At 52.5% G+C, this 14,713-nt stretch carries 11 protein-coding genes; 7 read left to right on the top strand and 4 right to left on the bottom strand.

The features are described from left to right. Nucleotides 1-18: 18 nt before the first annotated feature. Entirely contained in the window at nucleotides 19-2,220 is a 2,202-nt protein-coding gene (gene recQ / locus DCC81_RS02590) for a DNA helicase RecQ (protein ID WP_108685030.1), read from the bottom strand. Between the two features lie 168 nt (nucleotides 2,221-2,388). Between recQ and DCC81_RS02585 the strand changes: the two genes are divergently transcribed. From DCC81_RS02585 to DCC81_RS02575, 3 genes are all read left to right on the top strand, one after another. Next, nucleotides 2,389-3,363, top strand: a complete 975-nt coding sequence (locus DCC81_RS02585) for a KpsF/GutQ family sugar-phosphate isomerase (RefSeq protein ID WP_108685029.1) — start codon at nucleotides 2,389-2,391, stop codon at nucleotides 3,361-3,363. Continuing rightward, entirely contained in the window at nucleotides 3,363-4,454 is a 1,092-nt protein-coding gene (locus DCC81_RS02580) for a mannose-1-phosphate guanylyltransferase (RefSeq protein WP_108685028.1), read from the top strand. Before DCC81_RS02585 ends, DCC81_RS02580 begins: the two co-directional genes overlap by 1 nt. 87 nt (nucleotides 4,455-4,541) lie before the next feature. Next, entirely contained in the window at nucleotides 4,542-5,690 is a 1,149-nt protein-coding gene (locus tag DCC81_RS02575) for a methionine aminotransferase (protein ID WP_108685027.1), read from the top strand. A 175-nt stretch (nucleotides 5,691-5,865) separates the two neighbouring features. Here the strand turns inward: DCC81_RS02575 and DCC81_RS02570 are convergent, their stop codons facing one another. The 3 genes from DCC81_RS02570 to DCC81_RS02560 form a co-directional block, all read right to left on the bottom strand. Then, nucleotides 5,866-6,537, bottom strand: coding sequence for a carbonic anhydrase (locus tag DCC81_RS02570; protein WP_108685026.1), 672 nt, complete (start codon nucleotides 6,535-6,537; stop codon nucleotides 5,866-5,868). A 22-nt stretch (nucleotides 6,538-6,559) separates the two neighbouring features. Beyond that, nucleotides 6,560-8,197 carry a SulP family inorganic anion transporter gene (locus DCC81_RS02565; RefSeq protein WP_108686441.1) on the bottom strand — a complete coding sequence of 546 codons (1,638 nt, stop codon included), beginning with the start codon at nucleotides 8,195-8,197 and terminating at the stop codon, nucleotides 6,560-6,562. Between the two features lie 192 nt (nucleotides 8,198-8,389). Further along, nucleotides 8,390-8,668, bottom strand: coding sequence for a hypothetical protein (locus DCC81_RS02560; RefSeq protein WP_133177510.1), 279 nt, complete (start codon nucleotides 8,666-8,668; stop codon nucleotides 8,390-8,392). A 486-nt stretch (nucleotides 8,669-9,154) separates the two neighbouring features. On the opposite strand from DCC81_RS02560, the gene DCC81_RS02555 reads away from it, so the two are divergent. The 4 genes from DCC81_RS02555 (at nucleotide 9,155) to DCC81_RS02540 (ending at nucleotide 14,664) form a co-directional block, all read left to right on the top strand. After that, complete coding sequence (locus DCC81_RS02555) at nucleotides 9,155-9,487, top strand: PadR family transcriptional regulator (RefSeq protein WP_108685024.1); 333 nt, start codon at nucleotides 9,155-9,157, stop codon at nucleotides 9,485-9,487. 27 nt (nucleotides 9,488-9,514) lie between these two features. Beyond that, nucleotides 9,515-11,245 carry a PspC domain-containing protein gene (locus tag DCC81_RS02550; protein WP_108685023.1) on the top strand — a complete coding sequence of 577 codons (1,731 nt, stop codon included), beginning with the start codon at nucleotides 9,515-9,517 and terminating at the stop codon, nucleotides 11,243-11,245. A 297-nt stretch (nucleotides 11,246-11,542) separates the two neighbouring features. Further along, nucleotides 11,543-13,666, top strand: coding sequence for a ferrous iron transport protein B (gene feoB, locus DCC81_RS02545; RefSeq protein ID WP_108685022.1), 2,124 nt, complete (start codon nucleotides 11,543-11,545; stop codon nucleotides 13,664-13,666). 62 nt (nucleotides 13,667-13,728) lie between these two features. Continuing rightward, nucleotides 13,729-14,664, top strand: a complete 936-nt coding sequence (locus tag DCC81_RS02540) for a M28 family peptidase (protein ID WP_108685021.1) — start codon at nucleotides 13,729-13,731, stop codon at nucleotides 14,662-14,664. Nucleotides 14,665-14,713 lie beyond the last annotated feature (49 nt).

The raw sequence follows: 14,713 nt of genomic DNA, 5'->3' as shown, positions 1-14,713 counted from the left end.
AGCAGCGATAAAAACGGACTAGTTCCCGTATACAACGAGGAACTTAATACGCATGAGTTTTAGCTGATCCAGGGAGTAATCTCCATCTGCCAGTTCCTCCTTAGCCAGCGCCAGGCTGGAGGTTTCGCAGTTTTTAAAGTAGTCCAGTATTTCGTCCTGGGCGTAGTCGTCCAGCTCTTCATCAATGCAATAATCCAGGTTCAGTTTAGTGCCGCTGGCTACGATAGTTTCCATTTCGCTCAGCAGTTCCTGCATGGTCAGTTCCTTGTTCTTGGCAATGGTTTCCAGCGGGATCTTTTTATCAATGTTCTGGATGATGAACACCTTCATACCGCTTTTATTCACCACGCTCTTCATCACAAAATCATCCGGCTTGGTGATGTCATTGTCCTGCACATATTTATCGATCACAGCAATGAATTGCTTGCCATACCGCACGGCCTTACCCTTGCTTACACCTTGTATCTTTTCCAGCTCTTCCAGTGTGGTAGGGTATTGCGTAGCCATATCTTCCAGTGATGTTTCCAGGAAGATCACGAAAGGAGGCAGGTTCTTTTCCTTGGCCACTTTTTTACGCAGGTCTTTCAGCATTTCAAAGAGGGCCGGGTCTGCGGAGGCTTGTGCCTCTACCTTGGCGTCTTCATCTTCGTCATTGCCTTCCACATCAAACTGGTGGTTCAGTGCTACGTAAATGGCGTGAGGTTCTTTGAGGAACTGGCGTGCCTTGTCGGTAAGTTTGAGCAGGCCGTATTCTTCAATATCTTTTTCGATCAGGCCTTCCAGCATCATCTGGCGGATGAGGGAGTTCCAGAAATGGGCATCGTGTTCTTTGCCTTCACCAAACTCCGGAAGCTGGTCATGGCGGTAAGTGGATATCTGTGGGGTTACCTTGCCGGTGATCACATTCACCACATAGTCTGATCCAAAGCGCTCCTGCAGGCCCTGGATGGCGCGCAGTACAATGGTCACCCGGTTCTTCACCTCTATCTTTTCCTTCGGGTGCAGGCAGTTGTCGCACTTGCCGCAGTTTTCCACATTGGAGGCTTCGCCAAAGTAATGCAGGATCACTTTGCGCCGGCATACGGCACTTTCAGCATAGGCCACTGTTTCGTTGATCAGCTGGGCGCCCATTTCACGCTCACTGAGCGATTTGTCACGCATGAGGTGCTCCAGTTTCTGCACATCCTGGTGGGAGTAAAAGCAGATACAGTTGCCTTCCAGGCCATCCCTGCCGGCGCGGCCGGTTTCCTGGTAATAATTTTCCAGGCTTTTGGGAATGTTGTAGTGGATCACAAAGCGCACATCGGGCTTGTCTATCCCCATACCAAAAGCGATGGTAGCTACGATCACTTCCACATCCTCATGGAGGAACTGATCCTGGCGGGAGGCACGGGTATTGGCGTCCAGCCCGGCGTGGTAAGCCACGGCCTTAATATTATTGGCCACCAGCATGTCGGCCAGCTCTTCCGTGGTTTTACGGTTGAGGGTATAAATAATACCGCTTTTGCCTTTGTGCTGGTGAATGTATTTAACAATTTCCTTGATGGTAGCGTCTTTCTTCCGTTTAGGGCGGATCTCGTAGTAGAGGTTGGTACGATTGAAGGAAGAAATGAAGGTATTGGGCTCGTGCAGGCTCAGGTTCTTAACTATATCGCTCTGCACTTTGGGTGTAGCGGTGGCGGTAAGGGCAATGATGGGCAGCTTGTCGTTGATCTGCTCTATCATTTCCTTGAGGCGGCGGTATTCCGGGCGGAAATCATGTCCCCATTCGGAAATACAGTGGGCCTCGTCTACGGCCACAAAGGAGATCGCCAGTTCGCGGAAAAAGTCCAGGTTTTCCTGCTTGGTCAGGGTTTCCGGGGCCACATAGAGCAGCTTGGTCTTGCCGGCCAGCAGGTCTGTTCTTACTTTCTTGATCTGGGTCTTGGAAAGGGTGGAGTTGAGGAAATGGGCCACATTGTCTTTGCTGCTGTAGGAGCGCACCAGGTCTACCTGGTTCTTCATCAGCGCTATGAGCGGGGAAACGATCAGCGCACAGCCCGGGCTCATCAGTGCCGGAAGCTGGTAACAGAGCGATTTTCCACCGCCGGTGGGCATGATCACAAATGTATCTCTGCCCGAAAGGATGCTATTAATAATTGCTTCCTGGTTGCCCTTGAAGGCAGAGAAGCCGAAATTTTCCTGTAATGCATCCAACAAACTTTCCTTTACGACCGCCATTGCATTCTGGTTTTAATGTTGTTGAGGCTAAAAAGCCATGTCAAATATATAAAAACCCTAATGTGTTTTTTAGGGGACACGAAATTAACGAAAAATGCGGTCTCCAGCAATATAAATTACACGAGGGGCGGGGCTTGGGTAAAAAATAATACCTTTGCTTCGTTTTTCATGAAACAGCAAAAAGTGATCAATATAAAGCAGGTAGCCCTGCGCACTTTGCAGGAAGAAGCGGCAGCGATAGAAGGGCTGAAGACCTTTATTAATGACGACTTTGAGAAGGTAGTGCAGCTTATCGGGCACTGCACCGGCAGGGTGGTGGTAACGGGCATTGGCAAGAGTGCCATCATTGCCCAGAAGATCGTAGCCACGTTCAATTCCACGGGTACACCCTCCTTGTTTATGCATGCCGCAGACGCCATCCACGGCGACCTGGGCATGATACAGGAACAGGATGTGGTGCTTTGCATTTCCAAGAGCGGAGATTCACCTGAAATAAAAATACTGGCCCCCCTGGTCCGCAACTTTGGCAACCCGCTGGTGGCCATGGTAGGTAACGCCAGCTCATACCTGGCACAGGCGGCAGATTATGTGCTGAACACCAGTGTGCCTAAAGAAGCTTGCCCTAACAACCTGGCACCCACTACCAGCACCACTGCCCAATTGGCGATGGGGGATGCGCTGGCAGTATGTTTGATAGAGCTTCACGGGTTTACCGCGGAAGATTTTGCTAAGTTCCATCCCGGTGGCACGCTGGGAAAGAAACTGTACCTGCGTGTGGGAGACCTCAGCAAGCAACATCCTGCCCCGGCTGTATTGCCGGAAAGCAACCTGCGGACCGTGATCGTGGAAATCTCTTCCAAAATGCTGGGCATCACTGCTGTAGTGGACGCACAAGGCCAGCTGGCCGGTGCTATCACCGATGGAGACCTGCGCCGCATGCTGGAAAAAGAGGTGTCGCCCGTGCAGATCACCGCGGCAGATATTATGTCGCGCCAGCCCAAATGCATCCAGGAACAGGAACTGGCCGTAAACGCGCTGGAAAAAATGCGCCAATATGACATCACGCAGCTGCTGGTGCTGGATGGCGAAACATATAAAGGCATCATTCATTTACACGACTTAATCCGGGAAGGAATTATCTAATGACACAGTTAAACCGACATTTTTATGTGGCCATCATGGCCGGGGGCATCGGCAGCCGCTTTTGGCCCTTTAGCCGGACCGACTATCCCAAGCAGTTCCTGGACATGCTCAATACTGGCAAAACACTGCTCCAGTGGACCTATGAGCGCTTCCTGCCCCTGGTGCCCGCAGAAAATATCTACGTTATTACCCACGAGCAGTATGCAGACCTGGTGGCTGAGCAGTTGCCTGCACTGCCGGCAGATAACATCGTGGCAGAGCCTTCCCGTAAGAATACCGCCCCCTGCGTGGCTTATATTTCCCATAAGATCCATAAGAAAGATCCGCTGGCCAGCATTATCTGTGCCCCGGCAGACCATCTCATCCTGGACCAGGTATCTTTTATCAATTCCTGCCTCATAGCCCTGCAGTTTGTGGAAAACCACAATGCACTGGTAACGCTCGGCATCACGCCTACCCGTCCGGATACGGGCTATGGTTACATCCAGTTTGAGACCCAGCAGGTAGCAGACAATGTGTACCCTGTGAAAACATTCACCGAAAAGCCCAACCTGGATATAGCGCGCACTTTCTTAAAGAGCGGTGATTTCCTGTGGAATGCAGGCATTTTTGTATGGCAGTCCAAGTCCATCCTGGCGGCCCTGAAGGAACACCTGCCGGAAGTAGATGAATTATTTGTTGCAGAAGAAGCCGCGCTGAACACGCCCCTGGAGAAAGAAGTAATTGAAGTGATCTATTCCCAGTGCACCAATATCTCTATTGATTACGGTATCATGGAGAAGGCGGATAATGTGTATGTGATCCCATCCAACTTTGGCTGGAGCGACCTGGGTACCTGGGCCTCTGCTTATGACAACCTGGAAAAAGATTACCTGGGCAATGCCGTACAAGGCAAGAACGTAATGGTGATAGACTCAACCAACAGCATGGTGAAGGCTCCGCACGACAAGCTGGTGCTCCTCCAGGGCCTGGATGATTTTATTGTGATAGACACCCATGACGTGCTGCTCATCTGCAAAAAAGATAAAGAACAACAGATCAAGGACTATGTGGCCGAAGTGAAACGCCACAAAGGCGATAGATATCTGTAAGCAATAAAAAATTGACAAAGGGCTGGTAATCTTCACCAGCCCTTTTGTATTTTTAGCTGCCACCAAGGAAACCCGTAAACATTACGCATGATCTTTCCATTTACTTCCAAACTGCCGGATGTAGGCACTACCATTTTTTCCGTGATGAGCGCCCTGGCAGCCCAGCACCAGGCCATTAACCTGTCACAGGGATTCCCGGACTTTGATACCAGCGATGAGTTGAAAGACCTGGTGAACATGGCTATGCAAAAGGGGTTTAATCAATACGCGCCTATGCCCGGCCTGCCGGCCCTGAGAGAGGTCCTGGCCGCCAAAGTGCAGCGCCTGTACGGCACATCCGTGAATGCAGATACGGAGATCACCATCACCCCCGGTGGCACTTATGCCATCTTCACAGCCATTGCTACGTGCATAGGCCCGGGCGATGAAGTGATCATCTTTGAACCGGCCTATGACAGTTACATTCCCAACGTACTGGTAAATGGAGGCGTGCCGGTGCTCATCCCGCTTTCGTACCCCGATTACTATATTGACTGGGCACTGGTGAAAAGCAGGATCACTACGCGTACTAAGATGATCATCATCAACACCCCGCATAATCCTACCGGCAGCATTCTCAAAGCCGGCGACCTGCAAATGCTGGAGCACATTGCGGAGCTGCATAATCTCATCGTACTTTCTGACGAGGTGTATGAGCACCTGGTGTTTGACGGGGCAACCCATGAAAGCGTGCTGCGTTATCCCAACCTGCTGAAACGCAGTTTTGCCGTGTTCTCTTTTGGTAAAGTATTCCATATCACCGGTTGGAAAATGGGGTATTGCATAGCACCGGCCCACCTGATGGCGGAGTACCGGAAAGTGCACCAGTACCTGTGTTTTTCTGTGAACACGCCCATGCAGCATGGCCTGGCCGCTTTCCTGCAATACCCGGAACATTATGAAACGCTGCCCTCCTTCTTCCAGCAAAAGCGCGATCACTTCCTGTCGCTCATGAAAGAAAGCCGCTTTACGCCGCTTCCCAGCCATGGCAGCTACTTTCAGCTGATGAAGTATGACCGTATATCCAATGAAGGGGATAAGGATTTTGCGGTGCGCCTCACCAAAGAAGCCGGTGTGGCCAGCATCCCGGTGTCTGCCTTCTACCAGGATGGAAAGGATGATCATGTGGTGCGGTTCTGCTTTGCAAAGCAAGATGAGACGTTGCAGCGCGCAGCGGAGCGGTTGGTGGAATTATAAATCGTACAACGTACAGCGTACAACGTACCGGAGGTTTTTAGAGCGGGCTTTAGTCCCGCTTTTTTTGAACCGTTCATTGGTCAGTGTCATTCGCTGTACGTTGTACAACAAAAAAGGCCTGCCCTATAAAAGGCAGGCCGTTAGCTAAGAACTGTATAATGCGCAACTAAAATCTTTATGCCGCAGTATTGGTGCTGCTGGCAGGATTATTTATATAACACGTGTGATCTAAAAAAGTTACTTCCCCGTTTTCCACGTTGTAGTGTGCACCGATAATGCCCACCTCCCCGCTCAGTACCATGCTACGGAGAATATTGCTTTGTTCCATTACCGCCTGCACGGAGCGTTCTGTGTGCAGGTGGGTTACGGCTTCTACAAAATCGCGGTTATTGGAAGTACGGTCCTCCTTGATGTTTTGCTCCTGGTGTACAGCAGGGGTAATGCGGCCCAGTAAGGCAGTGAGGTTGCCCAGCTCCACGGCATCGCAGGCGCCTTTTACGGCACCGCAATGGGAATGGCCCATGATCACGATCAGCTTGGACCCGGCTACTTTGCAGGCATATTCGAGGCTGCCCAGCACATTGTCTGTGATCACGGCGCCGGCCAGGCGTATGCTGAAGATATCGCCCAGGCCCTGGTCAAAGATGAGCTCTGCGGCGGTGCGGGAGTCCATGCAGCTTACAATAGCGGCCAGCGGCCACTGTCCGCCGGCGGTTTCCGTCATTTGCTGGTACAGGTTACGGGCCATTTGTGCGCCTTTAACAAAGCGGGCATTACCGGCTTTGAGGGAGGTGAGTACCTGTGCGGCGGTGGTATATTTCTGTGAGATAGCGTTCTGTGTGTGCATGTTTAAATGTTTTTGCGTTCAATCAATTCGTTTGTAATTCACGGATCAGCTCTTCATGTGTGCCCAGTGCTGTGATCTGCACATTGGCCTGCACATCGCTGATGGTTTCCTGTGGATGATTGGAAATTTTATATTCCGGTTTAAAGCCGGTAAGCAGCACGGAAATATTGCGGGCCTTTGATTTTACGCTGGCAAACTCGCGGATGATCTCCAGTACATCATAATCAATGTAAGCAGTCTTGCTGGCGTCTATGATCACCGTGGTGTTTTCCGGTAAGTGGTCCAGGGTAAGCAGGATGCTGGCTTTGTTGAGGAAGGAAACTTCCTGCGCCAGTTCTATCTGGATGGCCTGCCCCTGCGGGTTGCGGCGCTTGGAGAAATAGTAAGTGCTCTTCATATTGCCCCGCAGCAGGAACAATACGCTTACTGCCATACCTACACCAATGCCGATCAGCAGGTCGGTGCATACGATGGTGACCACCGTTACCACGAAAGGCACCCACTGGTACTTACCGTTGCGGAACATTTCCATGAATACGCCGGGTTTGCACAGTTTAAAGCCGGTCACCAGCAGTACTGCGGCCAGGGTGGCCAGCGGGATCTTATTGAGCAGCACCGGGATGAATGCGGCGCATACCAGCAGCAGCGTACCATGCAGCATGGAGGAAAGACGGGTGCGGGCGCCGGCATCAATATTGGCAGAAGAGCGCACGATCACCGATGTAACGGGCAGGCCGCCAAGGAGGCCGCTTACGATATTGCCAATGCCCTGGGCTTTCAGTTCCCGGTTGGGCGAGGAGTAGCGTTTTTGTTTATCCAGTTTATCAGAAGCCTCCAGGTTCAGCAGGGTTTCTATGGAGGCGATCACCGCGATGGTAATGCCGGTGATCCACACTTGTTTGTCGCCCAGGGCGCTGAAGCGGGGCAGGGTAAACTGGTGCACAAAATCGGGTACGCTGGCGGGTACCGGCAGGCTTACCAGGTGCTTGGGCCCCAATGCCCAGGCGCCACCCATTTTTGCAAACAGCGCCTGCAGGGCAATACCGGCCAGCACCGCAGCCAGTGCGGCCGGTATTACTTTTACCCCCGGTATTTTTTTCCAGAACAGGATGATGGCCAGTGATACCACGGTGATCACCGTGGCGCCGGTATGCACATATTTCAGGGTAGACAGCATGTTGGTAAACATATTGGCCGTGTCATCGTCTTCAAAAGCGGAATCTGCGGCGGCCGGGCGGAAATAACCGAAAGCGTTTGGTAGTTGCTTGAGGATGATGATGATGCCGATGGCCGCCAGCATGCCTTTGATCACGTTTGACGGGAAATAGTTTGCAATAGTGCCTGCCTTGACCAGGCCCAGGGCCAGTTGCACGCAGCCGGCAATCACCACGGAGAGCAGCAGTATATCAAAAGCGCCGAGTTTACCGATGGCAGTGAGCAGGATAGCGGTAAGTCCCGCGGCGGGGCCGCTCACGCTCACATGGGAGCCGGAAAAAGCACCCACTACCAGGCCGCCCACCATACCGGCAATGAGCCCTGAGAATAAGGGCGCGCCGGAGGCAAGGGCAATACCAAGGCAGAGGGGCACAGCGATGAGGAAGACTACCAGGCCCGCGGCCGCATCTTCCCTGATATGGGAAAAAATTTTAGAGGGTTGCATTAGTGTCGCATTTTTGCATGCGCTGCCGGCAGTACTTTCCAGGCACAAGCCTTCCGCACCTGTGCGGAGGTATTACCGGAAAAGACCAGCCTGACAATACATGCCAGTAAGTAAGTTGATAAAAGGAAAAGAAAAGCTACGCCAGGGGCAATGCCTGCGCGTTACGGCCGGAGGCCGGTGAAGATGCGCAACTTAGCAGTTGGGTGGAGGGGTTTGCACTTCCCGGGAGGGGTAAAGGGGAAGCTGCTCGTGGTAATGGCTGTATAGTTCCCGCAGGAATATTTCAGAAGCCAGGTAATCTACGTGGTTAAACACCAGGTGGAACTTTACTTTAAGCGCCTTGCCCGGGTCTTCATCATGCATGTGCTCTTCTACGATCTGGTTATTGAAAAGGATCTTTCCCAGCGCCCGCACGGGGAGCAGCTGCGTGCACATAATGGCCAGGAGCAATATACTGAGAAATCTTTTCAAGGGTGAAGTGAGAATGCTACAAGAATGATGTGTCACAAAAATAGGGAGTGATTTTAATAATTGTACCAGCTATCCCGCAAAGAAATGTTAAAAACATGTGGATTACGCGATGGGAGCCGTTCTTCATTTGCAAATAACCGCGGATACGCGCCTGTGGCTGCATTGGCCGCAGGCCAAAGCCTGCAATCCTTGCTGGTGGGCCTGTTGGCCAGGCTAGGCTGCCGCCAGGCATTCATTTTTCCGGAAACGCCGTTCATCCCGCCCAATAACCGTTCCTAATAATATCTATTATGCATTACAAGGTACCAGATAGCACACATATCCGCTGTGGTGGCTCATCTACGGATTTTTAATGGCTATTATTCAAAGCAAGTTATTTTGCCTTGAAAGGTATTTGGTATTGCACAGTACTAAAATTCATTCTATCTTTGAATCGTCAAAGCGACAATAACCAACCGATTTAAAAAGTTTAAAAGCTCACTTGCCATGAATATTGATAACACACAATCACAGATGCGGAAGGGGGTGCTCGAGTTTTGCATTCTCTCCGTGATCAAGCAAGGCGAGGCTTACCCTTCAGATATCATTGAGAAAATGAAAGAGGCCAAACTCGATATACTGGAGGGCACCCTTTACCCCCTGCTCACCCGGCTCAAAAATGCCGAATTGCTCACCTACCGCTGGGTAGAAAGCAGCTCCGGCCCCCCACGCAAGTATTTTTCCATGACAGATAAGGGCCTGGAATTTTACAAAGAACTCGAAGCAACCTGGCTGGAACTAGCCAACGCGGTACACGCACTCACCCAAAATGAACTCTAAATCCTCCTACAACCTAAAAGCGTTTTTATGAAAAAGATCATCAATATAAACCTCTCTGCAAGGCTGATCCCCATCGAGGACAGCGCGTATGAGATACTCCGCCAGTATCTCGACAGCTTGCGCAGGCATTTTTCAAAAGAAGAAGGAGCTGAGGAAATTCTGAGTGATATTGAAAGCCGCGTTGCAGAGTTGTTCCAGGACAAATTGAAGAACGGCGCCCACTGCATTACCGATGAGGACGTGCAGGCCGTGATCGCCTCCATCGGCCGCCCCGAGCAGTTTGAAGGTGATAACGCTGCCAGCCAGGAAGCCCCTGAGACCAATACTTTCCAGCCCCGTGGCCGCAAGCGCCTGTACCGCGACCCGGACAGCAAGGTGCTGGGCGGGGTGTGCGGTGGCCTGGGTAACTACTTCAACGTAGACCCGGTAGTATTCCGCATCGTGTTTGCCCTGCTGGCCATTGCCGGTTTTGGTACCGGGGTGCTGGCCTACTTTATCCTGTGGGTGGCAACCCCGGAAGCCACCACTGCCGCTGAAAAGCTGGAAATGCGCGGCGAAAGGGTAGACCTCAATAGCATTAAATCCACCATCCAGGACGAGATCAACCAGATCAAGGGCAACATGGGCAAGGTGGGGGATGATATCCGAAATTTTACCTCCGGCCGCGGTAAACAGGCAGGAAACGGCATTGAACGTTTCTTCCACGGCCTGGCAGACCTGTTAGGCAGAACCATCGTGATCCTGGGTAAAGGTGTCTTTTACTTCCTGATGGTGGTGCTCCTGATCTGCTTTATCACCGCCGCTGTGACCATTACTTCTTTCTCCGCCTTTTTCCCCATCAAAGGGGTACTGCTCAATCCCGGCCTGCAGTCCAACCTGCTTTGGGTAACCATTGCGCTGGTGTTTGGTATCCCGGTAGTGGCCATCATCATCTTCATCGTGCGTAAGCTCACGGGCATCAGGCAAAGCAGCCGCGGCGTAAGCGCCACCCTGGGTGTGCTGTGGGTGATAGGGTTGGTGTGCGGCCTGTGGCTGGCCACCTCCGTGGGCCGCGATTTCCGCGCCGGTGAGCATGTAACGGAAAAACGGACCCTGGAAATGCCTTCCCACGGGAAGCTGATCGTAAAGCAGCAGGGCTGGGACAATGACGAAAACGGTCACCTCCAGTTTGGCGACCTCATTGCGGACGAAGACACGGTACTGTATGAAAATGCAGTGAACGTGCGTACGGAAACAAGCCCCACGGGTAACTTTGAGCTGGAGATCCGCCGCCGCTCCCGTGGCCGCAATATGGGCCAGGCCCGTTACATGGCAGAACAGATCCAGCTGGACATCCACCAGGAAGATTCCATCCTCTACATCCCGAATGACATTACCATCCCCCGCGGTGTACGGTTCCGGGGCCAGGAAGCAGACGTGATCGTGTATGTACCGGCCGGCAAGGAAATAGACATGAGCGGCATCCGCGACGGCTACCGCCGCCACCACGTCCACTTTGGCCGTCATGGTCGCGATATCAACATTGATGTGGATGACGATGATAATGACAACGACAGCGATAATGATGCGGCCCCGGTGCAGAACGTGGACTCCCTGCGTGAGCACTTCCGCTACCACGGCAGCTCTGACCGCCAGCTGGATGACAGCAGCAAGCATACGCCGGTAGACAACAGCGATGACAAGAAAACATCCGCTACCGGTGTACAGGCCACGTCCCTGGTGCTCTACAGCCTGTATAACCTGTTAAAGATCAGTTAGGTTTTAGTCACTGTTAGTATATGTTAGTTTAATAATCAGTTACATCACGAATGGCAATGACCGCGGTTTTCACCGCGGTTTTGCATTTGTGGCCGGTCCCGCTTTGCGGGCCCCGGCCCCAGGCGGGCCTTTTTCACGTCCTATCCTGCACAGGACTCAAATTTCCCACTGTCAATTTTTCCCGATGCGATCATTGCCCCCGCCATTTAATTCATAGCTTTGCGTGTTGGTTGGAAGCCGCTGGCCGTAAGCCGCGTGCCATGCGCTTCAAGCTTAGGAATTAATTACGCGGAAAGGATGGATGCTCCCATAAATATTGCGCTGGTGGGAAACCCCAACAGTGGCAAAAGTTCTCTCTTCAATGCCCTTACCGGCCTAAACCAGAAAGTAAGCAACTTTCCAGGTGTAACGGTGGATAAGAAAACCGGCTCTGCCCGGATCAGTTCCCACCTGCAGGCCAATATCATTGACCTGCCCGGTACCTATAGCCTCTATCCCAAAAGCGCGGACGAGTACGTAACCTACGAGGTGCTCATCAATCCCTCCCACGAAGAAGTACCGGACCTGGTAGTGATCGTAGCCGACGCTGCCAACCTGAAACGCAACCTGCTTTTCTGCTCCCAGATCATGGACCTCAAAATGCCCGTGGTAATAGCCCTCACGATGATGGACATTGCCCGTAAAAAAGGCATTGAGATAGACCTGGAAGGCCTGGAATCCAAGCTGGGCGTGCCCGTAGTGGCCATTAACCCGCGTAAGAACAAAGGGCTTAGCGAGCTCAAAAAAGTAATAGAACAGGTGCTGCGCGATAAACAAGGCGTAGCGGTGCAGGATTTCATAGACAATAACGCCCTGGCCCCGGAACTGATCCGGGACATCAAACAATACTTCCCGGCCAAAAGTGATTACGCGGCCCTGCACGTGGCCGTGAACGTGGACGAGCTGCCTTTCCTCAACGGTGGCCAGCGCCTGGCCATTAAGAACAAACTGGCGGAGTACAAATTCAACAAAACAAAAATGCAGGCCGAGGAGATCATGCACCGCTATGGCCGCATTAAAACCCTGATGAAGGCCACCGTGGTGGAAGCGGACCCGCTGGAAAAGCAACTGCGTTCTGAAAAGATAGACAACCTGCTGCTGCACCGGTTCTGGGGTTACTTCATTTTGCTGACCGTGCTTTTTGTATTGTTCCAAAGCATTTTCTGGCTGGCATCTTACCCCATGGACGCCATTGAAAGCGCCTTTGGGGCACTGAGTGGCTGGCTTTCCACCCACCTGCCGGATAATAATTTTACAGACCTCATGGTCAATGGAGTGCTGGCAGGCATCAGCGGCATTGCCGTGTTTGTGCCACAGATCATGATCCTTTTTGGGCTTATCACCGTCCTGGAAGATACCGGCTACATGGCCCGCATCAGCTTTCTTACAGACCGCCTGATGCGCCAGGTGGGCCTCAACGGTAAGTCCGTGATGCCCCTGATCAGCGGGGTGGCCTGTGCCGTACCGGCCATCATGGCGGCCCGCAGCATTGAAAACCGCAAGGAACGCCTTATCACCATCATGGTAACGCCCCTGATGAGCTGCTCCGCGCGCCTGCCCATTTACACCATCGTGATAGCGCTGGTAGTGCCGGACCACAAGGTGCTCGGCTTCCTGAGCCTGCAGGGCCTGGTGATGATGGGCCTTTACCTGCTGGGCTTTTTCATGGCCATCCTCATTGCTGCTATCCTGCGCCTGCTGGTGCGGATGAAGGAAAAGAGTTATTTCATCATGGAGTTGCCCATTTACCGCGCGCCCCGCTGGAAAAACGTGGGGGTGACCATGGTGCAGAAAGCCAAAATATTTGTGACCGATGCCGGTAAGGTGATCATGGTCATTTCCGTGATCCTCTGGTTCCTGGCTTCTTATGGCCCGCCCAAAGGGATGCAGGCTGCCAAGGCACAGTACGAGGCCGCAGTACAGGCCCATCCTGAACAAAAGGAAGCACTGGACCGCCAGTACCAATCAGACAAACTTTCCCACTCTTATGCCGGGGTGCTGGGCCACCAGATAGAGCCCGTTATCCGCCCCCTGGGCTATGACTGGAAAATAGGCATTGCGCTCATCACCTCTTTTGCCGCCCGTGAAGTGTTTGTAGGCACCATGGCCACCCTGTACAGCGTGGGTGAAAACCCGGACGATAACGACGCCACCCTCCGTGAAAAGATGATGGCCGCCCGCCGGGAAGATGGTAGCCCCGTGTACACTTTGGCCACCGGCCTTTCCCTCATGATCTTCTACGCCTTTGCCATGCAGTGTATGAGCACCCTGGCGGTGGTGCGCCGGGAAACCCGCTCCTGGAAGTTCCCCGTGATCCAGCTGTTCTACATGACCGGCCTGGCTTACGTATGCAGCTTTGCAGTATACCAGCTGTTCAAATAAAAACACACTAAACCGGACGCGGTAAAAAAGGTACATTGCGGTGTAACTTAAACAGCTGTTTCATGCGCCATCTATTGCTTGCCGGTCTGCTGCTGCTCAGCGCTGCGGCGCAGGCTCAGTTCAGCGTGGATTCTTCCCGTTTGCTGAACGATATCCGCACTCTTTCTGATGACAAATATGAGGGCCGCCGCATAGGCTCCCGTGGTAGCCGCGAGGCACAATACTACCTGCTGGGCCGTTTCAGAGAAATAGGCCTGCAGCCCTTCAATGGGAAGTACGAGCGCATGTTCCTCTACAATGATGGTGGCCGGAATGTAACCGGCACTAACATTTACGGCTATATTCCCGGTGAGTCTGATGGAGTGATCATCATCACCGCACACTATGATCATGTGGGCATGCACCGCTCCAGTGATCCGGCACAGACAGACAGTATCTTTAACGGGGCGGATGACAATGCATCCGGCACCAGCGGCCTGCTGGCTATGGCGCAGTACTACATGCAGCACAAGCCACGGCACATGATGGTGTTTGCCGCGCTGGACGGGGAAGAAGAAGGGTTGCAGGGCGCCAAGGCGTTCTTTGTGCAACCGCCTTTCCCGGTAAAGCAAATACGGCTCAATGTGAATATGGACATGATAAGCCGCAATGACCAGCAGGAACTATACGCCAGTGGCCTGTATTATAACCCTGCCCTGAAACCTTTTGTGGATGCAGCCGCGGAGAAAAGCCTGATTCACCTGAAAACGGGCCATGACCGCCCGGACCAGGGGCACAACGACTGGACCGCACAAAGCGACCAGTACGAGTTTAAGCAACGCAATATTCCTTACATCTACTTTGGCGTGGAAGACCACCCGGACTATCACCGCGCTTCAGACGAGTTTAAGCACATACAACCTTCTTTCTTTTTCCAGGCGGTAAACACCGTACTTACCTTTATAGATGCGGCAGACAAGGGCCTGCCCATTATACCCAAAGACAGGAGGGTGATGTAAACCACCTTTGCATAACGCATAAAAAAATCCCGCTACCGGAATGGAGCGG

This window comes from Chitinophaga parva (assembly GCF_003071345.1).
GTDB classification, from domain to species: Bacteria; Bacteroidota; Bacteroidia; order Chitinophagales; family Chitinophagaceae; genus Chitinophaga; species Chitinophaga parva.
This window is presented reverse-complemented; position numbering and strand designations above follow the sequence as displayed.

Coding starts and splice junctions, on each gene's coding strand:
- DCC81_RS02575 (WP_108685027.1), top strand. CDS start 4,542: ATGATCTTTCCATTTACTTCCAAACTGCCGGATGTAGGCACTACCATT.
- DCC81_RS02540 (WP_108685021.1), top strand. CDS start 13,729: ATGCGCCATCTATTGCTTGCCGGTCTGCTGCTGCTCAGCGCTGCGGCG.
- recQ (WP_108685030.1), bottom strand. CDS start 2,220: ATGGCGGTCGTAAAGGAAAGTTTGTTGGATGCATTACAGGAAAATTTC.
- DCC81_RS02565 (WP_108686441.1), bottom strand. CDS start 8,197: ATGCAACCCTCTAAAATTTTTTCCCATATCAGGGAAGATGCGGCCGCG.
- feoB (WP_108685022.1), top strand. CDS start 11,543: ATGGATGCTCCCATAAATATTGCGCTGGTGGGAAACCCCAACAGTGGC.
- DCC81_RS02570 (WP_108685026.1), bottom strand. CDS start 6,537: ATGCACACACAGAACGCTATCTCACAGAAATATACCACCGCCGCACAG.
- DCC81_RS02585 (WP_108685029.1), top strand. CDS start 2,389: ATGAAACAGCAAAAAGTGATCAATATAAAGCAGGTAGCCCTGCGCACT.
- DCC81_RS02580 (WP_108685028.1), top strand. CDS start 3,363: ATGACACAGTTAAACCGACATTTTTATGTGGCCATCATGGCCGGGGGC.
- DCC81_RS02550 (WP_108685023.1), top strand. CDS start 9,515: ATGAAAAAGATCATCAATATAAACCTCTCTGCAAGGCTGATCCCCATC.
- DCC81_RS02555 (WP_108685024.1), top strand. CDS start 9,155: ATGAATATTGATAACACACAATCACAGATGCGGAAGGGGGTGCTCGAG.